The organism is Campylobacter concisus, assembly GCF_003048405.1.
In the GTDB taxonomy this organism is placed as follows: domain Bacteria; phylum Campylobacterota; class Campylobacteria; order Campylobacterales; family Campylobacteraceae; genus Campylobacter_A; species Campylobacter_A concisus_Q.
Map to the genome: position 1 here is coordinate 88690 of NZ_PIQS01000004.1, position 23836 is coordinate 112525.

26 protein-coding genes are annotated in these 23836 nt (G+C 37.0%); 5 read left to right on the top strand and 21 right to left on the bottom strand.

Annotation, left to right across the window (positions count from 1 at the left end; all coding sequences use genetic code 11):
- Positions 1–2: 2 nt before the first annotated feature.
- The 6 genes from hisD to CVT18_RS08275 are packed head-to-tail and all read right to left on the bottom strand — an operon-like array spanning position 3 to position 6440.
- Positions 3–1295 carry a histidinol dehydrogenase gene (gene hisD, locus CVT18_RS08250; RefSeq protein ID WP_103628707.1) on the bottom strand — a complete coding sequence of 431 codons (1293 nt, stop codon included), beginning with the start codon at positions 1293–1295 and terminating at the stop codon, positions 3–5.
- On the bottom strand, positions 1292–2143 hold the full coding sequence (locus CVT18_RS08255; RefSeq protein WP_103628708.1) for a pyridoxal-phosphate dependent enzyme: 852 nt from the start codon (positions 2141–2143) through the stop codon (positions 1292–1294). The genes hisD and CVT18_RS08255 overlap by 4 nt, the downstream gene beginning before the upstream one ends.
- Positions 2136–3227: an OmpA family protein gene (locus CVT18_RS08260; protein WP_103628709.1), complete on the bottom strand. Its 1092-nt coding sequence runs from the start codon at positions 3225–3227 to the stop codon at positions 2136–2138. The genes CVT18_RS08255 and CVT18_RS08260 overlap by 8 nt, the downstream gene beginning before the upstream one ends.
- Positions 3224–4537, bottom strand: a complete 1314-nt coding sequence (locus CVT18_RS08265; protein WP_103628710.1) for a MotA/TolQ/ExbB proton channel family protein — start codon at positions 4535–4537, stop codon at positions 3224–3226. Before CVT18_RS08265 ends, CVT18_RS08260 begins: the two co-directional genes overlap by 4 nt.
- A gap of 4 nt (positions 4538–4541) precedes the next feature.
- Positions 4542–5606 carry a class II fructose-bisphosphate aldolase gene (gene fbaA, locus CVT18_RS08270; protein WP_107824439.1) on the bottom strand — a complete coding sequence of 355 codons (1065 nt, stop codon included), beginning with the start codon at positions 5604–5606 and terminating at the stop codon, positions 4542–4544.
- 15 nt (positions 5607–5621) lie between these two features.
- Positions 5622–6440 carry a peptidylprolyl isomerase gene (locus tag CVT18_RS08275; RefSeq protein WP_103628712.1) on the bottom strand — a complete coding sequence of 273 codons (819 nt, stop codon included), beginning with the start codon at positions 6438–6440 and terminating at the stop codon, positions 5622–5624.
- 95 nt (positions 6441–6535) lie between these two features.
- Between CVT18_RS08275 and nth the strand changes: the two genes are divergently transcribed.
- Positions 6536–7168 carry an endonuclease III gene (nth, locus tag CVT18_RS08280; protein WP_103628713.1) on the top strand — a complete coding sequence of 211 codons (633 nt, stop codon included), beginning with the start codon at positions 6536–6538 and terminating at the stop codon, positions 7166–7168.
- On the opposite strand, the gene dsbD is transcribed toward nth, so the two are convergent.
- Positions 7161–8891 (bottom strand): protein-disulfide reductase DsbD, encoded by a 1731-nt coding sequence (gene dsbD, locus CVT18_RS08285; RefSeq protein WP_103628714.1) that lies wholly within the window; start codon positions 8889–8891, stop codon positions 7161–7163. The genes nth and dsbD overlap by 8 nt on opposite strands.
- Before the next feature lie 105 nt (positions 8892–8996).
- On the opposite strand from dsbD, the gene ppk2 reads away from it, so the two are divergent.
- The gene (gene ppk2 / locus CVT18_RS08290; RefSeq protein WP_021091543.1) at positions 8997–9806 is read left to right on the top strand and encodes a polyphosphate kinase 2; all 810 of its coding nucleotides are present in this window, start codon (positions 8997–8999) and stop codon (positions 9804–9806) included.
- A gap of 51 nt (positions 9807–9857) precedes the next feature.
- On the opposite strand, the gene CVT18_RS08295 is transcribed toward ppk2, so the two are convergent.
- From CVT18_RS08295 to CVT18_RS08310, 4 genes are all read right to left on the bottom strand, one after another.
- Positions 9858–10289 carry a trehalose-6-phosphate synthase gene (locus CVT18_RS08295; RefSeq protein WP_103600624.1) on the bottom strand — a complete coding sequence of 144 codons (432 nt, stop codon included), beginning with the start codon at positions 10287–10289 and terminating at the stop codon, positions 9858–9860.
- A gap of 126 nt (positions 10290–10415) precedes the next feature.
- On the bottom strand, positions 10416–12290 hold the full coding sequence (dnaK, locus tag CVT18_RS08300) for a molecular chaperone DnaK (RefSeq protein WP_087578979.1): 1875 nt from the start codon (positions 12288–12290) through the stop codon (positions 10416–10418).
- Between the two features lie 35 nt (positions 12291–12325).
- On the bottom strand, positions 12326–12823 hold the full coding sequence (gene grpE, locus CVT18_RS08305) for a nucleotide exchange factor GrpE (RefSeq protein ID WP_413784335.1): 498 nt from the start codon (positions 12821–12823) through the stop codon (positions 12326–12328).
- 41 nt (positions 12824–12864) lie between these two features.
- Entirely contained in the window at positions 12865–13659 is a 795-nt protein-coding gene (locus CVT18_RS08310; RefSeq protein ID WP_103628737.1) for an HrcA family transcriptional regulator, read from the bottom strand.
- Between the two features lie 347 nt (positions 13660–14006).
- Between CVT18_RS08310 and CVT18_RS08315 the strand changes: the two genes are divergently transcribed.
- On the top strand, positions 14007–14252 hold the full coding sequence (locus tag CVT18_RS08315) for a DNA-binding protein (RefSeq protein ID WP_072594609.1): 246 nt from the start codon (positions 14007–14009) through the stop codon (positions 14250–14252).
- A complete protein-coding gene (locus CVT18_RS10320) occupies positions 14253–14426 on the top strand; it encodes a hypothetical protein (protein WP_180999679.1) in 174 nt (57 codons plus the stop codon).
- Positions 14427–14531: 105 nt separating this feature from the next.
- Here the strand turns inward: CVT18_RS10320 and kdsB are convergent, their stop codons facing one another.
- The 6 genes from kdsB to CVT18_RS08345 are packed head-to-tail and all read right to left on the bottom strand — an operon-like array spanning position 14532 to position 19858.
- Entirely contained in the window at positions 14532–15245 is a 714-nt protein-coding gene (gene kdsB / locus CVT18_RS08320) for a 3-deoxy-manno-octulosonate cytidylyltransferase (protein WP_107824440.1), read from the bottom strand.
- On the bottom strand, positions 15242–16705 hold the full coding sequence (thrC, locus tag CVT18_RS08325) for a threonine synthase (protein ID WP_103628718.1): 1464 nt from the start codon (positions 16703–16705) through the stop codon (positions 15242–15244). Before thrC ends, kdsB begins: the two co-directional genes overlap by 4 nt.
- Positions 16702–17016, bottom strand: a complete 315-nt coding sequence (gene cutA, locus CVT18_RS10830; RefSeq protein ID WP_103628719.1) for a divalent cation tolerance protein CutA — start codon at positions 17014–17016, stop codon at positions 16702–16704. Before cutA ends, thrC begins: the two co-directional genes overlap by 4 nt.
- A gap of 50 nt (positions 17017–17066) precedes the next feature.
- Positions 17067–17987 (bottom strand): tetraacyldisaccharide 4'-kinase, encoded by a 921-nt coding sequence (locus CVT18_RS08335; RefSeq protein ID WP_103628720.1) that lies wholly within the window; start codon positions 17985–17987, stop codon positions 17067–17069.
- Positions 17980–19110 (bottom strand): DegT/DnrJ/EryC1/StrS family aminotransferase, encoded by a 1131-nt coding sequence (locus CVT18_RS08340; RefSeq protein ID WP_103628721.1) that lies wholly within the window; start codon positions 19108–19110, stop codon positions 17980–17982. Before CVT18_RS08340 ends, CVT18_RS08335 begins: the two co-directional genes overlap by 8 nt.
- Positions 19111–19120: 10 nt before the next feature.
- Positions 19121–19858, bottom strand: coding sequence for an NAD+ synthase (locus CVT18_RS08345; RefSeq protein ID WP_103628722.1), 738 nt, complete (start codon positions 19856–19858; stop codon positions 19121–19123).
- A 120-nt stretch (positions 19859–19978) separates the two neighbouring features.
- On the opposite strand from CVT18_RS08345, the gene CVT18_RS08350 reads away from it, so the two are divergent.
- Positions 19979–20581 carry an MBL fold metallo-hydrolase gene (locus tag CVT18_RS08350; protein WP_103628723.1) on the top strand — a complete coding sequence of 201 codons (603 nt, stop codon included), beginning with the start codon at positions 19979–19981 and terminating at the stop codon, positions 20579–20581.
- Between the two features lie 176 nt (positions 20582–20757).
- On the opposite strand, the gene CVT18_RS08355 is transcribed toward CVT18_RS08350, so the two are convergent.
- The 4 genes from CVT18_RS08355 to CVT18_RS10325 all read right to left on the bottom strand — a co-directional run bounded on the left by CVT18_RS08355 (position 20758) and on the right by CVT18_RS10325 (position 23781).
- Positions 20758–22005: a porin gene (locus CVT18_RS08355; RefSeq protein ID WP_103628724.1), complete on the bottom strand. Its 1248-nt coding sequence runs from the start codon at positions 22003–22005 to the stop codon at positions 20758–20760.
- Positions 22006–22200: 195 nt separating this feature from the next.
- Positions 22201–22734: a thioesterase gene (locus tag CVT18_RS08360; protein ID WP_103628725.1), complete on the bottom strand. Its 534-nt coding sequence runs from the start codon at positions 22732–22734 to the stop codon at positions 22201–22203.
- A gap of 8 nt (positions 22735–22742) precedes the next feature.
- Positions 22743–23612 carry a tRNA 5-methoxyuridine(34)/uridine 5-oxyacetic acid(34) synthase CmoB gene (gene cmoB, locus CVT18_RS08365; protein WP_103628726.1) on the bottom strand — a complete coding sequence of 290 codons (870 nt, stop codon included), beginning with the start codon at positions 23610–23612 and terminating at the stop codon, positions 22743–22745.
- Position 23613: 1 nt separating this feature from the next.
- Complete coding sequence (locus tag CVT18_RS10325; RefSeq protein ID WP_178139671.1) at positions 23614–23781, bottom strand: hypothetical protein; 168 nt, start codon at positions 23779–23781, stop codon at positions 23614–23616.
- Positions 23782–23836: the final 55 nt, after the last annotated feature.

Consider the following 23836-nt stretch of genomic DNA (forward strand, 5'->3'; position numbering starts at 1 on the left):
CTTTACTCTTCTAGCCTCACTGCGACTGATTTTTTATGAGCGGTTAGCCCCTCAGCTTCAGCTAGCTGCATGCATGATTTGCCAAGATGCATGATACCTTTTCTACTCACTGAGATGATCGAACTTCGCTTCATGAAATTTTCAACTCCAAGCGGCGAGTAAAATCTCGCACTTCCACCAGTTGGCAATGTGTGATTTGGTCCAGCGATATAATCTCCCATCGCTTCAGGCGTAAAGTGTCCAAAAAATATAGCGCCCGCATGAGTCACATCATCGATATAACTTAAAGCATCGTTTGTAGCGATCTCTAGGTGCTCAACAGCAAGCTCATTCATGAGAGCAAAACACTCTTTTAAATCTTTTGCCACTATTATTGCAGCTTTATTTCTTATGCTTGCACTTGCGATTGGCTCACGTTTTAGTGTCTTTAGCTCATCTTCGATGTGTCTTTGTACTGCCCTTGCGAAAGCTTCTACTGGCGTTATCAAAAAGGCACTTGCGATCTCGTCGTGCTCGGCTTGTGAGAGCATATCGATAGCTATGTGGCGAGGATTGGCACTATCATCAGCGATGACGCCTATCTCGCTTGGACCAGCGATCATATCAATATTTACGTCGCCATAAACTAGCTTTTTGGCAGTTGCTACGTAGATATTGCCAGGTCCTGTGATGACATCAACTTTTGGCACTGTTGCAGTTCCATAGGCCATTGCCGCAATAGCACTTGCGCCGCCTACTTTAAAGGCTGTCTTTATGCCACAAAGGTGCATTGCCGCAAGAAGCAAGGTATTTACCTTGCCATTTGGTGCTGGGGTGCAGACAACGATCTCTTTTACACCGGCTACGATCGCTGGGATCGCATTCATAAGAAGCGAGCTAGGATAAGCCGCTTTGCCACCTGGGATATAAAGGCCTGCGCGGTCAACCGCTGTGTATTTTGCGCCAAGCAAGATGTCATGTTCATCTTTATATGTCCAGTCGCTTGGCTTTGTGCGCTCGTGATAGCTTTTTATCCTATCGTGAGCTAAATTTAAAGCCACTCTTAGGGCGTTATCTAGAGAGTTGTAGGCCGCTTCCATCTCTCTTACGTCGATTATTATGTCGTTTTTGCCTGTGACGCTAAATTTATCAAATTTTGTTATCTGGGCAAAAAGTGCACTATCGCCATCTTTTCTTATCTCGTCTATTATGCTAGCAACCACTGGCATTACAGCGCTCATATCATTATCACTTCGTTTAACAAGCTGTAAAAATTTACTCTCAAAATCAGCGTCGCTGCTATGAAAAAATTTCATCCATGCTCCTTTAATTTTAATTTTCTCTCATATCTTTGCTTTTGTGTAATGTTACCTAAAATTCCACCCTGGTGAATGTATAAAATTTGATCCCCAAGCTTATCTAAATTTGCAAAAAGCGTGATAAAGCCAACAGGGTCGTATACTAGGTCAAATTCCACGCCACTTTTGCAAACCTCTAGCCAAATCTCATAAAGCTCTGGGTATAAATTCCCAAAATGATACTTCTTTGGCGGATTTAAAATTTGCACCTTGCTATTTTTATCTAGCTCATAAATTTGCTTTTTTAGATAGTCACCATCCCCTACGCATGGCGCTGTAAAGACCCTAAGATCGGTATGCTTTGCTAGGTAGCATGCGCTAGTACCTGTGCCTGAGGGCAAGAAAATATCGGGCCTTATACCACTTTTTTTGCTCCACTCATCTATCTCACGCGCCTGCGTGATAAAGCCAAGCTCAGCCTCATTCTGCGCCACGCCTTCATTTATAAAGAGTGCATTTTTACTATTTGCAAGCTCTTTAGCAAATTTCTCACGCTCTTCTTTTACGAAAATTTCCATGCCATTTTCAAGTGCAAATTTGAAATTTCCAACTGGATTTTGCTCTAAATTTGAACTAAGATGAGAGACGACATAGTAAAATTTAAGCCCCTTTAGCCTAGCAAAAAGGCTTAGGCTATACATAGCATTTGACTGGCTTGAGCCGTGAGATACGATGGCCTGAGTGCCACCAAGATCAGCCTTTAAAAAATACTCTAGCTTTCTTGCTTTATTGCCGTTAAACTCGCCTAGCAGATCATCTCTCAAAAGCCAAAACTCTCGCCCCTTAAGAACAACCTGCTCAATCACCCTTAAACTCCAAAAATTTCTCTATCTCGTTGATAGCCTCTTTATTTGAGAGTGAAAATTTGATCTCGATGCGCCTTGAAGCGTCTTTATCTTCGGCTCCGTCCTTAAAAACTAACTCATTGTAGCTTCGTCCGCTTGCCACGAGTAACTTTCTCAGGCGCGCGTCATCACTAAATGAGCTTATAAACTCCATCACCGCGTAAGCTCTTTTTTGTGAAAGCTCTAAGTTATAAATGTAGCTTCCATCACTATCTGTAAAACCTTCAATTATTATCTGATCAATGTTTGAGGCGATCTCTTTATCATTTAAAAGCACGTCAAAATACTTACTAAGCGTGGCTTTTAGCTCCTCTTTGACCTCTTCTTTTAAGACCGCACTTGCTTTATCAAAAAGCACTGAGGAGCTAAGCTTTAGTGCGCCTGAGTTTGGGTCGATCTCGATGCTATTTCCAAGCCTATCTTTTAAGGCTGAGATCACTTTTACCCTTATGCCAGTTAGGTTTTTGACCCTGTCACGAGTGACATTTAGATCCCTTAAAAGCTCGTCATATCTAGCCTCTTTTTTGCTCACTTGCTCGAGCAAAAAGGCGATCTTGGCTAAATTTTTCTCGCTACTTTCATTTGCGTCGCTAAGCGCTCTATCTTTTGATGAAATTTCATCATTTAGCACGATCATCTTTTGATTTAGATCAAAAATGCTAGCATTTAGCTCTTTTATGCTCGCATTTGCGTCTTTATTTTCCTCTATGAGCTGGGCTAGCTTTTCTTTTAGGGCGTCTATTTGGATGACGAAAATTTCATTTAATTTTTTTAAATTTATGTTTTCGTCGCTTATCTTTGAAAGCTCACTTTTTAGTGCGTCATTTAGCTCTTCAAGGGTGAAATTTCTACCCTGGGCGTCTTTTAAATTTGCTAAAGCTGCGATGATAGCTTGCTCTTTATTTTCAAGGGTGTTTTGGGTTAGGACGTATTTTACGACGACAGCACCGATAAGTAGCATAAAAACGAAGAGCAGACCTGCCATCAAGTCCGCGTACGAAACCCAAAAGCTTGATTGATCTTCGTTATTTTTGTTTATTTTCATTGCACTAGATTTTCGATTTTTTCTATTACAGAATTTGCTTCTTTATCGATCTCATCTATATTCTTCTTAAGCTCAGCAATCAAGCTCTCACGCTCTTTTTCGCGCTCCAAGCTCCTGCCCTCTTGCTCATACGCCGCCTTAAATATCGTAGCACTCTCCACGAGCGAGGCTCTAAATTCCTTTAGCGCTTCATTTTGCTCTTTCATCAAAGAGAGAGAAAATTCTCTTAAAACCTTGTCAAAACTCTTTATAGTCTGCTCAAATTTTATCTGGCTCTCTTTTGTAGCGTTTAAATTTCTACTAAAAATTTCGCCAAGCTTTGCATGCTCGGTTAAAATTTTAACCTCCATATCTTTAAAGGCATTAGAAAACGCGCTTACTGCCTTTAGCATATCAGAGTGGATTTTTACAAATTCATCTTGTTTTAGGCTAGCTTCATTTAGCATTTTAAGGTTTGTGCTAAGCTCAGCTTTGCTTTGATTGATGATATTTTTTTCAACCTCGCAAAGCTCTTTTAGACTGTTAAATTTCTCATTTGTCAGTTCGCTTAGCTCTTTTACAAATTTATCATCAAGCACCATTTTAAAAGCGTCATGACCATCTTTGAAGTAGCCAACAGAGGCTTTCATAAAATTTGCATTTAGCTCATTTTCCTGCCAGAAAAACTCACGGCTAAGCTCTTTTTGCTCGCTGTAAAATTTCTCAAATTTACTAACGCCTATCTTTTCAAAAAACATCCACCAAAGCGCTAAAAAAATACCATAGATCGATACATAAAACGCCGTAGCGACACCATTTAGTAATATAGCGATCTCTTTTTCAAGACCATCTGTGGTATTTGAGCTAAACTCTGGCATAGAGATGGCGATACTGATAAATGTACCCAAAATTCCAAGCATAGGAAAGACTGCTTGGCCAATATTTGCTAGGTTGTCATTTCTAAAATTTCTTGTGTAGTTCTCGAAAAAATCTTCAAATTTAGCGTTTGCCTTTTTGACGCTTGAAATTTCAAAGAGATGCGAGATGATAAATTCTTTTAGCCTTATCTTGTAGTCTTTGGCATTTGCTAAGAAATTTGAGTAAGCTACCAAAGCGCTATGACGAGAAAAAATAAAGGCAACAAAGAGTATAACGCCCATCATCACGATGGTGTGAAGCTTCATCTGAAAATTTATAACACCAAGATAGGCTAGTATCGCCAAGATGTAGATAGCTAAAGGGATAAAGATAACTTTAAAAAAGACAAAGAAAGAGTGAGCTTGGTGCTCCTTTGGCACACTTAGCTCACTAAAATCATTTTGATTTTGCATAGGATTAGTTCCTATTTATGCAGTTTAAGTCGCTAAAAGCAGTCTGAAGACGCTTAACCATGCTCTCCTCGCCGCTTCTTAGCCATTTCCTTGGGTCGTAGTATTTTTTATTTGGCTTATCCTCACCCTCTGGGTTGCCGATCTGGCCTTGCAAGTATGCTCTATTTTTGGCCTCATACTCGCGTACTCCGTCCCAAAACGCCCACTGCGTATCAGTGTCGATATTCATCTTGATAACACCGTAACTTACAGCATCTTTGATATCCTTTAGCTCACTGCCGCTACCGCCATGAAATACAAAATTTACAGGTTTGCTATCTTTTGTATTAAATTTTTTAGCGACATAGGCTTGTGAGTTTTTAAGAATTTCTGGTCTTAGCACGACATTACCCGGTTTATAAACGCCGTGGACGTTACCAAAACTAGCTGCGATGCTGAATTTATCACTTATCTTGCTTAGTCTTTCATAAGCAAGTGCGACGTCTTCTGGCTGAGTGTAAAGAAGCGCATTATCAACGCTTGTGTTATCCACGCCGTCTTCTTCGCCACCAGTGACGCCTAGCTCGATTTCTAGGCTGATGCCAAGCTCGCTAAGCTCTTTTAGATATTTCTCGCATGTGCTTAAATTTTCATTGATATTCTCTTCGCTAAGATCAAGCATGTGAGAGCTAAAAAGTGGCACGCCGTGAGTTTTTTTATACTCATGACTTGCTTTTACTAGCTCATCTATCCAAGGTAAGAGCTTTCTAGCAGCGTGGTCTGTGTGCAAAATGACTGGCACGCCATAAGCCTGGGCAAGCAAATGAACATGCTTTGCTCCAGCGATCGCGCCAAGAACGGCTGCGTTGTCGCAGGCTTTACCAGCGTAAAAACCTGCACCGCCATTACTAAACTGAACGATAACAGGCGAGTTAGCAACCTTTGCCGCTTCTAAAACAGCATTTACCGAGTCGCTGCCTACGACATTTACAGCAGGTATTGCAAAACCTTGCTCTTTGGCATAAGCATAAAGTTTTGTTACATCATCTCCGCTTAAAACACCAAGTTTTACGATATCTAAAACGCCCATTTTATCCTCCAAATTTTATTTGTATTCTATCTTTGCTTTTTGGCGTAGAGCTTCACTTTTTTGTCTAACAGCAGCTTGGAATTTCTCCATTTTTACAGCTTGCTCGATCTCTGGTTTTGCTTGCTCAAAGCTTACAGTACCAGCAGCTTTGCCATCTTCTTTTAAGATTACATGATAACCAAACTGAGTTTTAACTGGTTTAGTTGAAACTGCGCCATTAGCCATTGAAAATGCAGCATCTGCAAAAGGTTTTACCATTTGGCTTTGACCAAACCAACCAAGCTCGCCACCATGTGCTGCTGAACCTTTATCGATTGATTTTTGGCTTGCTAGCTCTGCAAATTTCTTAGTTAGAGCCTCGCCTTTTAAATTTTTAAGCTGAGCAATGATATCGTTTGCTGTTTTTTCATCTTCAACTAAAATATGTTTAGCTTTTGCTTGAGCTGGCTCATTCATGCTAGATTTGTTTTTATTATAAAAGTCTTTTAGTTCATTTTCACTTACTTTTAAGCTATCAAATAGTTTTCTCATATAAAGCTCAACTGCGATGCCTTCTTGTGCAGCCTTAACAGCTTTGATATACTCAACATCTTTTTCGATACCGCTTGATTTAGCATCTTTTAAAAGAAGTTTTCTATTTATTAGATCGTCGATAATGCGTTTTTTCTCATTTGGCTGAAGCTTGCTAGCGTCAAAACCCGGCATAGCTGCTGACAAAAGTCCTGAAATATCGCTATCGTTTATAGCGTCACCATCGACTGTTGCAACTACTGCTGCATTTAGAGTAACAGCTGCCGCTAAACTTAAAACTGCTGGAAACAAAAATTTTTTCATATAAATCCTTTAAAAAATTGATTTTATGGGCAAGATTATATCAAATAAAGCGATAACTTTTCATTTAACTTAAGAAAATAAGGTAAAATACGAAAATGAGAACAAAAAAAGATATTTTAGAGATAAAAATAAGACTTCTAGAAGAGTTTAAAGACGCCAAAAGTGAGCTTAAATTTAGGAATTTATATGAGCTACTTGTCTGTGTCATGCTCTCAGCCCAGTGCACTGATAAAAGAGTAAATTTAATAACTCCAGCTTTATTTGAAGCGTATAAAGATGTCTATGAGCTAGCTAGCGCAAATTTAGCAAGTCTAAAACTAATGATAAACTCGTGCAGCTTTTTTAATAACAAGGCGGTAAATTTAATCAAAATGGCAAACAGCGTGGTTGAGCTTTATAATGGAGAAATCCCGCTTGATGAAGAGAAGCTAAAAGCGCTTGCTGGAGTTGGGCAAAAGACCGCTCACGTCGTGCTTTTAGAGGCTACAAATGCAAATGTTATGGCTGTTGATACGCACGTTTTTAGAGTGGCGCACAGACTTGATCTTAGCCATGCAAAAACGCCAGAAGCCACTGAAGCTGATCTTAGCCATGCCTTTAAAACAGATCTTGGTAAGCTTCATCAAGCCATGGTGCTCTTTGGACGTTATACCTGTAAAGCCAAAAAGCCACTTTGCCATGAGTGTATCTTAAATGATCTTTGTAACAGCAAGGACAAGATTATTTAATTTTCTCAAGCTTTGCTAGAAAATTTTTAGCATCTATAAAGCCGATAGTTCTAAGAAATTTTAGCTCATCGCCACCATTAAATAGTAAGAGCGCAGGTGGATCAATAAGCCCAAAATTTCTTAGCATCTCATCATTTTGTGATCCACCATTTGTTACATCGATACGAATAAGTGCAAAATTTGCCAAAGCATCCATAACATCACTATCTTTAAAAGTGTTCTTTTCTATCTCTTTGCAGCTTACACACCAATCAGCATAAAAATCTACTAGAACGGGCTTGTTTGAGTTTTTTATTATCTCATTTAGTTCATCTAAATTTTTAACGGAATTAAATTTTAACACACTATCACTTTTTGCCAAATTTAGTCCAGAAAGTGGAGAAAAAGCCTCCTTTGAGCCCAAGAATGAACCAACTATTAGCATAACTGAATATATAAAAACTAGGATAAAAAACGCTTTTTTAAACTTAGCCCAGCTTTGCTCTGCTACTTCAAATGCCCCAAAATAAACTGCCATAAAAACGCCTATAATGCCATATCCTAATAGCTCAAAAAATTCTCCAAGCACACGTGCAAGGATCCAAACTGCCATGATGAGCATCAAAAAACCAAAGAATTTTTTCACTTCATCCATCCAACTACCAGGTTTTGGCAAAAGCTTTCCAGAGCTTAGCCCGATAATAAGTAGTGGCACGCCCATGCCAAGCCCCATGACAAAAAGCATAATGCCACCATAAAAGACATTTCCACTTTGGGCAATATAAAGAAGCGCACCAGCTAATGGTGCTGCTACGCAAGGTGATACGATGAGAGCTGAGGCAAAGCCCATAATAAAAATTCCAACATAGCCTGAACTATTTTGCGATTTTTTACTTATCAAATTTTCAAATTTTGCTGGCAATTTTATATCATAAAATCCAAACATGCTAAAGCTTAGAATGACAAAAATGACCGCAAAAGTGCCAAGTACATAGATATTTTGCAAAGCTCCTGCGATACCAAAGCCAAGTAGACTAGCTGCCACTCCAGCTAGTGCGTAAGCTAGGCTCATCGCGACAACATAAATGAATGATAATAAGAAGCCTTTTTTTGCATTTAAATTAGCACCTTTTGAGACGATTATGCTTGAAAGTATCGGTATCATCGGAAAGACGCAAGGTGTTAGTGAAAGCAAGAGACCATAACCAAAAAAAGTAAGAAGCGAGATAAAGAAATTTTTATCTCCAAGCCTATTTGCGATATCTTGCTCGCTAGAAAATTCTTCAGCAAGAATGTCGGTATCGTTTTTTTGCTCTTTTTTAAAAGTGGCGATGCTAAATTTTCCAGCTTGGTCAGTTATCTCATAAATTCTGCTTTGCGGGCGGTAGCAAATGCCGTTTTTAGCACAGCCTTGATAGTTAATGTCAAGTATTGCTTTGCCATGTGAAAGATTTTCTTTTACTAAATTTAATGGAATAAAAATCGAAAAATCTTTTGGATAAATTTCATATTCTCCCGTATTTTCACTACTTGGCAAATTTAATAGCTCATTTATCTTTTTGCCAGCTAGCTTAATCTCAAAACTCTCTTTATAAAGATAGATATTTTCACCAAAGTTAAACTTCACTTCAACATTTTGACTATCAACGCTTGGAGTTAAAACAAAGGCTTTGCTAACATCTAAAACCTCGGCAAAAAGCGAGCCTGCAAATAAAATAATCGAAAAAAGAAATTTTAAAAACATACTAATCCTTGCTAAATTAAAAAAGATGATTTTAGTCTAAATTCTTAAATTTATTCTATTTTATTGTAAAATCGTGAAAATATGTGAAATTTTAAAGGAGCAAAGATGTCAAAAGACAAAAAACACCAAAAAAGCGAGAAACTTGGCTACGAGGAAGAGCTTAGACTGCTTCAAATTGAACTTTTAAAATTTCAAAATTACGTAAAAGAAAAAGGCCTTAGAGTACTTATGCTAATGGAAGGGCGCGACGCAGCCGGTAAAGGCGGAACGATAAAACGCTTAACCGAGCATCTAAATCCAAGAGGTTGCCGTATAGTAGCGCTTGCTAAGCCAAGTGATGTCGAAAAAACGCAGTGGTATTTTCAAAGATATGTGACTCATCTACCAAGTGCTGGAGAGATCGTGATCTTTGATAGAAGTTGGTACAATAGAGCTGGCGTTGAGCCAGTGATGGGCTTTTGCACGCAAGAAGAGCATAAAGAATTTTTACGTGAAGTGCCAAAATTTGAAGAGATGATCATAAACTCCGGCATAATTTTCTTTAAAATTTATCTATCAATCACAAAAGATGAGCAGAAAAAACGCTTCAAAGAGAGGCAAAATGATCCATTAAAGCAGTTTAAAATTTCACCCGTTGATCAAAAAGCACAAGAGCTTTGGGATCAGTACTCTATCGCTAAATATTCTATGCTTCTTGCCTCTCACAATAGCATTTCACCATGGGTCATCGTCTCAAGCGATAACAAAAAAGAAGCTAGGCTAAATGTCTTTAAATTTATCCTAAGTCACGTTGAATATCCAAAAAAGATAAATGACTACTTGGAATTTGACAAAAACGTCGTAAGAGACGGAAGTGAAGAGATAAAACGCATAGAAGAAGGGCTAAATAAAGATAAGTTAAAGAGTATTGATTAAAGAATTTTTAACTTCTAGCTGGCGATTTGCTTAGATTTGCTAGCTAAATTTTTAAGCCCACCACATTACTTTTGCTAAAATGACCATTATTAGGCAAAGCACTAGAGCTATTAAATGTGAAAATTTACCAAATGGATCAGGCTTTTTTAAAATAACGACATTAAAAACAGAGATAAAAGTTACAAGGCACATTATAAGTAAAACAAAAATTTTTACAAGTAGCAGCTTTTGAAAGTTGCTTTGCCACCAGCCAAGCTCGCCTCCAAAATAGTCTTTTGCCATATAAGCACCACTTATTAAAAGCAATAAAAATGCCGTGCCAAATACCTTTGCGCTGCCTTTTGTGTAGGCTTTTTTAACTATTTCAAGGGTTTTAGTATCAACCGTTTTTTTAGCAAACGGATATATGCAAACATCGAAAAATACGTATCCTATAAATACAATGGCACAAATTAAATGAGTAATCAAAAAAAATAAATACATTTTTTGCCTTTTTTGTTTGGCATTATATAAATTTTAACTATTTAAACTGCTTATTTTGAATCAATTTTAAGAATTTATGAAGATAAATTTATAAAAGAGCAAGGCAAGCGCCCTGCTCTAGGAGTTTTACTCGACTTCAGCGTCTATAACGTCGTCGTCTTTTTTGTTGTTTCCACCGTTTGCTCCAGCGTTTTCATCTTTTTTATACATAGCTTCTGCTAGTTTGTGGCTGGCCTTGCTTAGAGCTTCTACTTTTGCATCGATCTGTTCTTTTGAAGAATTTTCATCTTTTAAGACCTCTTTTAGGTCGTTTAACGCAGCTTCGATGTTGCTTCTATCCTCAGCTGGGACTTTCTCGCCAAGCTCGCTCATGCTCTTTTCAGTTTGATGAACTAGTGCGTCAGCTTGGTTTCTAGCCTCAACTGCGTCTTTGCGCTTTTTGTCTTCTTCTTTATGAAGCTCAGCATCTTTTACCATGTTGTTTATCTCTTCTTCGCTTAAGCCGCTTGATCCAGAAATGGTGATATTTTGGGCTTTGCCAGTTGCTTTATCTTTTGCTGAAACAGTTAAAATTCCGTTTGCGTCGATGTCAAATTCAACTTCTATTTGAGGCACGCCTCTTGGAGCTGCTGGGATGCCTTCGAGGTTGAAGTTACCAAGTGATTTATTATCCCTTGCAAACTCACGCTCGCCTTGTAAAACCATGATAGTAACGGCACTTTGGTTATCTTCAGCAGTTGAGAAGACTTGGCTTTTCTTAGTTGGTATGGTTGTACCTTTTTCGATAATCTTAGTCATCACGCCGCCAAGTGTCTCGATACCAAGGCTAAGCGGAGTTACGTCAAGAAGTAGCACATCTTTTACGTCACCTTTTATAACCGCACCTTGGATAGCAGCACCGATAGCTACGACCTCATCTGGATTAACACTCTTATTTAGCTCTTTACCAAATGCTTTTTTGACCTCTTCTTGAACTAGTGGCACACGAGTTGAACCACCGACCATTACGACCTCTTTAATGTCGCTTTTATTTAAACCAGCGTCTTTTGTTACCTCATTTATCTTAGTGATAGTCTCGCCCACAAGTGAGTCGATCATACCCTCAAATTTAGCACGAGTTAGCTTTTTGACAAGGTGTTTTGGACCAGTCGCATCAGCTGTGATAAATGGTAAATTTATCTCAGTCTCTTGAGCTGAGCTTAGCTCTTTTTTAGCATTTTCAGCAGCTTCTTTTAAGCGTTGAAGTGCCATGATATCGCCTTTTAGATCGATGCCATTTTCATTTTTAAACTCGCTTACTAGCCAGTCAATTATCTTGTTATCAAAGTCATCGCCGCCCAAGAATGCGTTACCGCCAGTTGCCAAAACTTCAACGATATTATCACCAGTCTCTAGCACTGTAACGTCAAATGTACCACCACCTAGGTCGTAAACTAAAATTTTCTCAGCCTCTTTTTTATCAAGACCATAAGCAAGTGCTGCAGCTGTTGGCTCGTTGATGATACGAAGTACGTTTAGCCCTGCGATCGTTCCAGCCTCTTTTGTAGCTTTTCTTTGGCTATCATTAAAGTAAGCTGGCACAGTAATAACCGCATCTGTTACCTTTTCACCAAGGTATGCTTCAGCGTCTTCTTTTAGTTTGATAAGAATTTTTGCTGAAATTTCTTGTGGAGTGTAAACCTTGCCAGCGATCTCAACTGCGCAAGCGCCATTTCTATCTACAACGTGATATGGCAAGCGGCTTTTTGCCTCTTCAGCATTTTTTTCATTGCTCATCAAACCCATGATACGTTTGATAGAATATATCGTTTTTTCAGGGTTTGTAACTGCTTGACGTTTTGCAACGTCACCTACTAGAATTTCACCCTTGTCTGTGAAAGCAACAACTGATGGAGTTGTGTTTTTACCCTCTTTGTTTGGGATAACTTTGCTCTCGCCACGCTCAAAAACGCTCACACAAGAGTTTGTTGTACCTAAGTCTATACCTATAACTTTTGACATATTTTTCCTTTTTATTAGATTTTATTTTTATAAATTTAGTTTGCCACGCTGACCATAGCTGGGCGCAAAACCCTACCATTTATCATATAGCCTTTTTGCAAAGCTTGTACGATTTGACCACTCTGCTTCTCTTCGCTATCGACCCTTAAAACGGCATTGTGCACGCTTGGATCAAACTCAGTATCAGTTGGTATCTCGCTTACGCCATGCTTTTCAAAACATTTTTTAAACTGATTTATAGTTATCAAAATACCCTCTTTGATCTTTTTAGCAAATTCATCATCCTCTGGATCAAAATTCGCAGCGATCTCAAGAGCATCTATGACTGGTAGCAAGTCCCTAGCAAATTTCTCATTTGCATAGTTTGCAACATCCGTCTTCTCTTTTTCATATCGCTTTTTGATATTTTCAAACTCAGCATTTGCTCTGTAATATTTATCAGTTATTTCTCCGAGCTCTTTTTCAAGTTTTTCAACCTTTGAAATATCACCAAGTGCGTCCAAATTTACGCTATCATTAGCTAGTTCTTGCATAGGCTCAACCTCAGGTAGGTTTTGCTCTTTTACCTCTTCGCTCACGCAGCCTCCTTTATTAGATTTATAAATTTTACATAGTCAGTATAAATACTGCCAGCACAGATCATCTGTGCTTCGTTGCCAAGATAGTTTGTACTAAATTTAAGTCCCATAAAATTTTCATCAAACATAGGAGAAAATGTAAGTTTCTCATCCATTTGCAAGCTAAAACTTGGGTCAAAAACCATCTTAAAACGTCTATCTTTAAACATATCAAAGGCTAAAATTTCATTTTCTTGGAAGTAAATTTTAGTCCTTTTAAGCTCTCTTATCTTATTTTTTAGTTCGCTTAAACCAACTTGAGAGCAGATAAGCTCAAGTTTGTTTAAACTAACTCCAGCAAGATTACTTAAAAATTTATACATCCTAGCATCAAATTTGATAACGATCTCATCTTCACCAAAATTTAAGATCATATATCTATTATTTAAATTTAAAATTTCTAGCAATTCATTATCGATTGTGCCAAAAATCATACAATAGAGCTCAAATTCATCACATAACTTTTTCAATCCTTCGGCATCATTTATCTCTAAATTTATATCACTTATAGCAAAAATTTCACTCCAATATCTTCTCATCGCAGCGATTGTTGGTATACGACCGCCACTAATGTGAAGCTTTGTGATCTCGCCCTCATCTGAAAGCTTTTTGAAATAAACGCGTATCGTAGAAGCCGGAATAGCCGCGCTCATACGAGAGCCAAGCTCATTTGAACCAATAGGCATATTATCCTGCAAATAAGCCTCAATGATAGAATTTAGTATCAAATCACGTTTATTTGTTTTACTCACTTTTAGCACTCTTTCTTTTTAATTGCTAAGCGGATTATACAACTTTAGTTTATCAATGTCAAGTATTTAAGTTAAAATAATTTATTTATGTATCTTTAGTCTGTATAACTAAGCTTATTTAATATTAATTGTATAAGCCTTTTTGAAAATAAAATTACAAAAAATAATTAAACAAACTTAAAAGTCTTTTATATTACCTCTACGTTCTAATATTTTTATACGTTTTTACGTACTAATATAATGCTTTATAGTATAATATATAATATATTTTAATTTATTTATACGTATTTCTATTATTTATATATTATTTTATGTATATTTAATAAAATAATCCGTATAATACTTTAATGATTGAAACAAGTGATATATTTAATTTGCTTCACAATGCAGTTGAGGCAAAAAATATCGGTAAGAAAATTTCACAAGCAAAAATGGCAGAAGAGCTTGGTGTACCAATGAGAACATATCAAGATTGGAGGCTTGGCAACTCAAAGCCGCAAGCTGCTGCTGCAGTTTGTAAACTACTTTGTGAGCTTGACGACGATGAAATATTATTTGTTATCAATAAGATGAGAAAGTTATTAGGAAAATAGATGAAAAATTTGACACAAAAAGAGAGAATCGATCTTGAGAGCGTGTTTGCAGCTATCTGCACTAAGAAAGAGCCTAAATTTTTAGGTTTCTATAAAGACTTTTACTCGAGTACGATTTTAAAATTTTACGTAGTTAAGGACAGAATTAAAAAAACAAAAATCAAGAAAAATTAGTTTTATATTATTTGAGTAGAAAAATATTTTTTGCTGCATTTAAAGATTAATAATTTAGATAAATTCTCCTTAAATATTGACTTTATTTAAGAAGAATTTGCCGACTTATTTCTTGCCAAATTTAGCTAGCGCTCTTTGGTAGTCCTCTTCACTATCGATGCCGATACTTTGGCTCTCAACCTCTAGCATTGCTATCTTTTTACCATTTTCTAGGGCACGTAGCTGCTCGAGCTTTTCGGTGTTTTCAAGGCTTGATGGCAAGAGAGCACAAAACTCTTTTAGGCTTTTTACGCTGTATCCGTAGATACCAAGGTGCGCCTTGTAGCTTTTGCACTCGCTTCTATTAAATGGTATCCTTGATCTTGAAAAATAAAGCGCGTAGCCCTCAAAATCAGTCACCACTTTAACTAAATTTTTATCATCCGCAAACTCATCGTCTATCTTTTTATAGCAAGAAAACATAAAGGCTTTCCCTTTGTTTTGCTCGCAAAACGCCCTAAATTTAGCGATATTTTCAGGTTCAATAAATGGCTCATCAGCCTGAACATTTATGATGATCTCACTCTCGCTTAGCCCCAAAATTTGTGTTGCTTCGTTTATCCTGTCAGTGCCACTTTGATGATCTTTGCTAGTTAGCACCGCTTTTATGCCGTGAGCCTTGGCGATCTCTAGCACGCTTGGCTCGTCCACAGCAACCGCTACATCGTCCACGCCGCTTACTCTAAGAGCTGTCGCCACAAACATTGGCACGCCGTTTATCTCTTTTAAAATTTTATCACTAAACCTTGTTGAGGCAAGGCGAGCTGGGATGATTATCATCGCTCGATCCATTCTAGGACGCACTTTTCTATCTCGTCCTCTTTTATGATATTTTTGTGTAAAATTTTCGCGCTAAATAGCGAGTTTATCGAGCTTGGCACGCTATCGTTTAAGATTTTAGCGGTCTTTGCGAGCGCATCTTTTTCATCTTTTGTATCTTTGATCTGGCACGCTTTGATCATGCTTGGCGTAAATTTCACCCAGTGCGCGGTCGATGTGATGACGTTTATACGGCTAGCATCCACCATCTTAAAGCAAGTAGCTGTATGCGGATCGATCGCGTAGCCGCCCCTTGCGAGCTTTGCGATGTATGTCTCGCACTCTTTATCGTCGCACCAGCTAGCCTCAAAGTCCTCTTTTAGCGCTTCAAGCTCTTGCTTGCTAAGCTTATAAAATTTATTTTTTGCTAGGCTTTGCATGAGCTCATTTGTTCTAACGCTGCCAAATTTATCAAACAGCAAGCGCTCGACATTTGAGCTGATCAATATATCCATGGCTGGGCTTATCGTCTTAACTAGTTTTTTGTCCCTGAGGTCGTAAATGCCGGTGGTAAAAAACTGCGTTAAGATATTGTTTGCGTTTGAGGCGATCTTGATCTTACCGATCTTTGCGCCCATTTTTTTAGCGTAATATGCCCCAAGTGCGTTGCCAAAATTTCCACTTGGCACGATGATGTCAAAGCTCTCGTTTGCCTTAAGCGCCTTTTGCTTTAGTAAATTTGCGTAGGCATAGGCATGGTAGATGATTTGAAAAAGGATCCTGCCAAAATTTACCGAGTTTGCTGCGCTTAGTTTAAGGCGCTTTTTCTTCAGCTCAGCCTTAAATTTATCATTTGCAAGTAGCGTTTTTAGCACCCTTTGAGCGTCGTCAAAGTCGCCTTTTATGCCAAAAACCTTTAAATTTTCACCTTGTATGGTCTGCATCTGAAGCTTTTGCACCTCGCTCGTGCCACCATCTGGATAGAGACAAACAACTTTGATATTTTCGTCATTTGCAAAGGTTTGAAGTGTCGCAGGACCCGTATCACCGCTCGTTGCGCACATGATAAGGTATTTTTCGCCTCTTTCCTTTGCTAGCTGGCTAAGAAGTGAGCCAAAAGGCTGAAGCGCCATATCCTTAAATGCCCTCGTTGGACCGTGATATAGCTCATTTACGTATAAATTTTTATCTATTTTTTTAAAAATGACTGGGTGCTTTGGATCATCAAAACTCGCGTATCTCTTAACCGCCTTTTTGAAAAACGCCTCTGGCACGTCAAATTTAAATAACGATATGATATAAAGTGCGAGTTTCTCGTAGCTTAATTGTGAGAGCTCTTGCCACTTTGATTTTGTTATTTTTGGAAGCTTCTTTGGTGCGTAAAGTCCGCCGTGAGCGGAGCTTGGGCTAAGCATGGCTGTGCTTAAATTTACATTTTTTACCTTTTCATCTTTTACGCTTCTAGTCGGTATTAGTCTCATTTTTTGCCTTTTTTGGTTGATTTTTTTATCCAATTTTCGTATTTTTTAAAGACCTCTTTTGGCTTAAGTGCCAAAATTTCTGGGGTTTCGTAGCTGTGGTGCTTTCTTATAAAATTAGCTACCTTTTTAAATTTCACGTCCGTTTTTATGAGTAAAATTTGCTCTTTTTCACCAAAAAGCTTCTCTTGCCAAAGATAAATGCTTTTTGCGCTAAAGCTACTCACACAAGCTGCAAGTCCTTTTTTTACGAGCTTTTTACTTAGTTTTTTTGCCTCTTTTTTCTTTGCGACTGAGGTGATTAAAATTCTCATTTTGATCTAATTTTTCCTTTTAAAAAGTGGCTCATTATAACAAAATGGGCTTAAATTTGCTGCGCCAAAACCTTTTTAAACTCGTCACTTAGCGTAACTTCAAGCGTGATAAGCGATACTCTCAACCCAAAATCCTTTACCTTTACATAGTCCTTTTGCGTCATCAAAAGCGAGGTCGCGCCGTAGCTTTGCAAAATTTCACTTAGCTCTTCTTTTGAAAAGTCGTAGTGATCAGGAAAAAAAACCTGCCCCACGCACTCATCAAAAAATGGCTTAAGACGCTCTGGGTTTGCTATGGCAGTAACTAGAACCATTTTTTCGCTTTTATTTAAAATTTCACTCTTTCTAAAGTGAGTTTGCCCTTCAATCGCCACAAAATCAGCAAATTTATAAAAGCTAAATGGATATCTATAAACCCCACTTGGTAGGCAAAATTTTAGCCTTGGCTCAGGATTTGGACGCACTAATATGTCAAATTTGGCTATATCGAATTTAGAAAATCCGTCATCCAGCAAAATATACTTTGCGCCATGCTCTTTGGCATATTTTATAGCTAATTTCCTATCTTCGCTTACTATCACATTTGCGTTTTTAAGACTTGTGGCATATATCATCGCTTCATCGCCACTTGCTGCTACGTCAAGTAAAATTTCGCCATTTCGAGCAACAACTTGCATGCCTTTGCTTTTTCTTTTATAGCCTCTAAGAATGATAAAAGCACCTTCGAAATTTTTAGCAATTGCCACGCAAAGCGGAGTCTTCCCGCTTCCTCCAAGGGTCAAATTTCCAACGCTTATTACCTTTATGCCAAAGTCTATTTTTCTAGCAGTAAATTTCTTAAGCACAACAATAAGAAAATAGATAAAACTTAATGGCAAAAGTAAAAATGCTAGTAAAATTTGAAAGAAATTTGGGCGAAAAAAGTAGTCATTCGCCCAAGAATGCAAGAAAATATTTAATTTCTTAAACACGAGTTTTAGAAATTTCTTTTACTTTGCTGCAGATGTATTGCACCTCTTCGTCACTCAAACTATGATAAATAGGCAGTGACAACACTTGCTGATAATTTTTTAAAGCATTTGGAAAATCATTTACTTTAAGTGAGTATTTGTTTTTGTAATAGCTTAGTAAATGTATCGGTATGTAGTGCAATGATGTGTGAATGCCATGCTCCAAAAGCTCTCTAGCAAAGCCATCACGATTTTTGTTTATCTTAATAATATACTGAGTATAAATGTGCTCGCGTTTTTTGACAGGGATTGTTATATTGTGGCACTCGCCAAGCTCTTTATCATAAATTCTTGCGATCTCTTGTCTTCTTTGTATGAGCTTATCTGTTCTTTCTAGCTGCGCAATAGAAAATGCTGCATTTATCGAGTTTATATCATACTTTAAGCCAATATCTACGACATCATAAATATAACTCAAGCTACCGAATTTATCAATGCCATTTACAAGAGCATAGTTGCTAAGCAGTTTTGCTCTTTTATAAATTTCCTCATCATTTGTCGTAAAAAATCCAACCGTTGATATAGGATTTTGCACACGCGAATGTGTTTGAAAGCACGATAAAAAAGAGTCTGAACCAACTTTTTTGCCATTGTATGTTAGTCCCATACCACGATTTGCATCATCTAAAATTTTTACACCGTATTTCTCACAAACCGCCGTTATTTCGTCCATCCTAGCACTTTGACCTGCGATATGAGAGATAAAAGCACATTTTAATTTTTTGTGATTTTGCTCTTTTAGCACTTTCTCAAGGGCATCTGGGCAGATGTTAAAATCTTCTTCATCAACATCCACAAAAATAGGCTCAGCATCAAAATGTCTAACAGCTTGTGCAATGCTAGGAAAGGCATTTATGGAGCAAATGACCTTATCTCCGCGTTTAGTGTCAAGCGCGCTTAGTGCCAAGTGGTGTGCAGCTGCGATATTATTTGTGGTAACTACAAATTTTGCACCAAAATACTCTTTTAACTTCTCTTCAAATCTAGCAACGATATTAGTAGTATTTTCAGAGTGCAAAGCCTCCTCAATAAGCTCACTTTCACGCTCAGTGATAGTTGGTCTATAAAACGGAATCTCTCTCATCTTTAATCCTTTAAATTTTCACTATCAACGGCATTTGTCGTTTAAACCTGTTTGAAACAACTCTATTTTCTATATCCGATACTGCTTTTAATCCGAACTTTTTGATGACTTGCTCCTTGTTATTTTCTAAATTTTCTAAAATCTCATCAATAACAGCATAACTGTAACCTATGTCGCCTTCGTCACTTTGTCCATCCCACAAATCAGCCGAAGGTGCTTTGTCAATAAAATTTTTATCAACCCCAAGATGTTTTGCAAATTCAAAAATTTCACTTTTGTAAAGCTCTCCGATAGGATTTATTGCACATGCTAAATCCCCAAATATCGTACCGTATCCAAGCATAAGCTCACTTTTGTTGCTTGTTCCGATAACTAGAGCGTTTATACTAGATGAATAATCATAAAGCAAGCTCATTCTAACTCTAGCTGCTAAATTCCCTTTTCTTAAATTGCTTAAATTTATATCTATCGTTTCGTAAAAGGCATTTAAAATACCCTCTATGGATAAAACCTTATATTTTATGTTTAATTTTTCGCATAAATTTAAGGCATCGTCCATATTTTGTCTGTTTGATGATGCTGTTGGCATGATGAGTGCATGAGTTTCATTTGGTTTTGCTCTTGCACACAAAGTCGCTACTACAGCAGAATCAATACCTCCACTAACACCCAACAACAAATTTTTATCTTTAGTTTTATCTTTTAAGCTAAAAACTAAAGATTCTTCGATCCTTTGATACTCCTTCATTCTTCCTTTGCCTAGATTTGCTTCCTTTTGCAAAAATTATACTAAGTAAATTTAAAATTTTTCTTTAAGTTTAAGTAAAAAGATGTAAAATTTTAAGAAATAATAAATTTAAGGTAAAAAATGAGAGTAATACACAAAAGTTTTGGAGATTTTGACACTAATTGTTACATCGTTACAAAAAATAGCTCATCTATAGTGATAGATCCGGGAGATGGGGCAAAAGAATGGGTTTTGCAAAATGCTAAAAATTTAAAAGTCATCCTTTGCACTCACGGGCATTTTGATCATATTTACGACGTGAGCGAGCTAAAAAATGAGCTAGAAATTCCAGTTTATATTAATAAATTTGATGCTTTCATGTGCGAGAGTGATATTTTTGGTTATATGAAAAGTACTTTTACTCCGGATGTTTTAGTTGATAATGATGAAAATTTTAACATTGATGATTTTTGCATCAAATTTCATCATTTCCCAGGACATACGCCAGGTTGCTCGATGATAGAGATAGATGACATGATGTTTAGTGGAGATTTTTTATTTAAAGGAAGTATAGGACGCTGGGATTTTCCTTTTTCAGATAAAAATGAAATGTTAAAAAGTCTAGGAAAATGTAAAAATTTAAAAGGTAACTTCACGCTTTATCCAGGACACGGAGAAGGCAGTACACTAGAGGCTGAGCAAAACAATATTGGTTATTGGATAGATATAGTAAAAAATAGCTAAAAATTTTTGGTGATATTAATTTCAAGTTTCAAGCTTCTAAAGTGCACTTAATCACTATTAAAAATTTATATTTTTTATAAAACTAAAAGTCAATCAAAAAAGATAGAGAAATTTTGTATGGGGGTCTATTTTAAATTTTGAAAAGGTCCGAGCGAAAGCTCGCTCGGACAAAGGTTTTAGAAGCTATATTTTGCTTCAAATCTTATACGATTTTGTTTAAAGCTTTCGCTATCTTTTTTATCTTTAGCAGCTGCATACCAAGTTAGGAAATTAAGTTTTTTGCTATATTTGTAGCTAGCTTGTGCATACCACTCATTTCTTTTTGCTCTCTCTTTATCAAGAGCATAACTTGTTCCTTTACCTTGAGTATAGCCAGCACCAAGACCAAATTTATCTATATCATATCCAGCATTAACAAACCAGTAATCGTTGTCACCTTTGATATTATTGTAGTATTGTTTGCTACCACTCATTACACCATTTAATATTTTAGCTGGGTTGATTAGCTGACCATTTGCATCGATTGATGTAAATGCGATTTTACCGCTATTTCTAGCATCATTATCTTTATTTTTAGCGTCAAATTCTAAATAACCAGCATTAAATTTAGCACCAAATAGTTTTGTTCCAGCTTGAACAGCCCAAAAGTCAGCATCAGTTACTTTTTTGTGATCTGAATCACTATAAACATATTGACCTTTTAGGTTTAGGTTTATATCGTCAGTTACATTAAAGCTAAATGCTGCTTCAGCACCATAAAGTGTTGCTATTTCTTGTAGATTTGCAATAGCTACCTTAAACGATACTGGGTCATAGCTACCAACTGCACCTAAATAATAGAGGTTAGCAGGAGCGTCATGGAATTTTGTACCATTCGTTACTTCTTTTAGGAAAGGTCCATCTACTTCATCACTATTGTTTTCTATGGCATCATAAGCAGCAGCTGTTAAAGTAAGGCCAGACACATCTGTACTTACAGCTTTTAGACCAGTAGCTGCTATATCACCATCATCATAGAAAGTTTTGATAAGTTGTTTACCTGCTGTAATAGTAGTGTTAGATACTTTGTATCCTAGATACATCTCATATACACCAAAAGAATTTGTTGTATTTGTTTTATCTGTACCAGTTGCTACTTTATCGCCTGAATCATCAGTAGCAGCATATCTTAGTGTCAATACACCAAAGAAATTATCATCAATAGCGGCTTTAAATGATGTTTGCATTCTAAAAGCATGGCCTGCATTATTACCCTTTACAGTACCAGCTGTAGTTTTCTTAGTGCTATCATTTGTATAACGATATCTTGCAAATCCTGAAAGATCTACATTTTTTATAGCTTCTTCAAGTGGAGTTGCACTTGCAACGCTTGAAAATGCACCTAAAGCAACCAAAGCAGCTAAGCTAACTTTTGTAATTTTCATCTAAATCTCCTTTTGATAAAAAGTTTTGAAAGGATATTATCATAGAAAATTAATTTTATTGCTTAATTTTTCTTAAAAATTTAAAAAATGTTACCAATTATTTACCAAAATAGGATAATGAGATAAAGATTGTCTTTTTAAAATTTCACTTTATTTGGGAGTAATTGCAAGAAAATCAAAAATTTTTACTTACTTTTAGCTATTATCTTTAGCTTCTTCTCGTTCTTTTTTCTGCCTTATAGCAGCTTCTTTTTGGATATTTTTTTGTTGAGCCAAGAAGATATGCTCTTCAAGTGTGACAAGTTGAAATATTCCTTCAAAAATTTTTATATCTTTAACATATCCAAGCACTTTCACTTCTCTTTTTCTGCTCTCTTCAAATCTTGCTTGCGCGTCAAATTCCACCACGTCACCAAGCTTTAGCGGTCCAAAGAAATTTATCCTAGCACCGATACTAACGCAAAATTCTTCATTTATGGCTAAAAGCGCAGCGTGATTTGCCCCCATAAAAACAAACCCACTATGAATAAGCCCCTCGGCGTCGCACACCATATCATCCGTAGTAAAAAATCTAGTCCTTGCGTGATTTTTTTCAAGTAAAAATGCCGTTCCACTAAAATTTAGCTTTGTAAGTGGAGCAGTTTTGATCTCGTTTCTTAATGGATTTTCATCTTCTGGTAAGATTATTTGCGACTCATCTCTTACATCATAGATATTTTCTTCTGCCATTTTTATCCTTAAATTTTAACTCTAACATATGCTCTTTTTGGCGCTGGGTAGCCCTCGATGGTCTTTGTAATGTCATCTGGGTCTAAGAAATTTCCAAGACTCTCGCCATCTATCCACTGCGTTTTTCGCTGCTCATTTAGATCAGTCGCCTTTGTCTCGAGTAGGGTAAAATCCCTAAATTTAGCTCTCTCGCACCAGTTTTGAAGTGCCGAGAGTGTCGGTACAAAGTAGATATTTGGAATTTTTGAGTATCTATCCTTTGGACTTAGCGCAAAATCGCCATCCATATCAATATACATGGTATCTAAAAATAGCTCTCCTCTAGGATTTAGCGCGGTTTTTAGCTCTTTTAGCATCTTGATAGGATCGCTTCTGTGGTATATCACGCCAAGGCAAAAAATGGTATCAAATTTCACTCCAAACTCAGGCAAGTTCTCTACTCCAAGAAGCTCGTAAGCGATATTTGAGCGGATAAATTTATTTAAAAAAGCAAACTGCAAATATGTATGCACGCTAGGATCAAAGCCAGTTATGCTTTTTGGACCGTACTCAAGCATCTTAAACATATAATATCCATTATTACAACCCACATCAGCCACGCACTTGCTAGCTAAATTTAGGTGTGGGGCTAGGATGTTAAATTTAATAAAACTTTGCCACTCGCTATCTATATATATATCATCAAGTAAAAATGGCCCTTTTCGCCAAGGCTTTAGACTAAGGGCGAGGTTGTAAATTTCATCTTTTTTAGCTTGGTCTAAATTTTTAAATTTTACATTTACGCTGTCAGAGAGGCTAAATTCGCAGTCAAAATTTGCTAAATTTTCTATCCTATTATAAATTTGCTTTTGCTGCTCGTTAAATTTGCTAAGATCCACGCTATTTCCAGTCTACGATGTTGTGCGGACACTCTTTTTGGTAGGTGCCAGTAGCGTCATAATACTCTTTACAATCATTATAATATTGAGTCGAAACTCCACGCTCATTCATATAAAGACAACCATTGAAAAATAGCGCTATAAAGCCTAAAAATATAATCTTTTTCATGTGGCGGATTTTATCATAAATAAAAATTTTATGCTAGAATAGCAAGCAGTTTTAG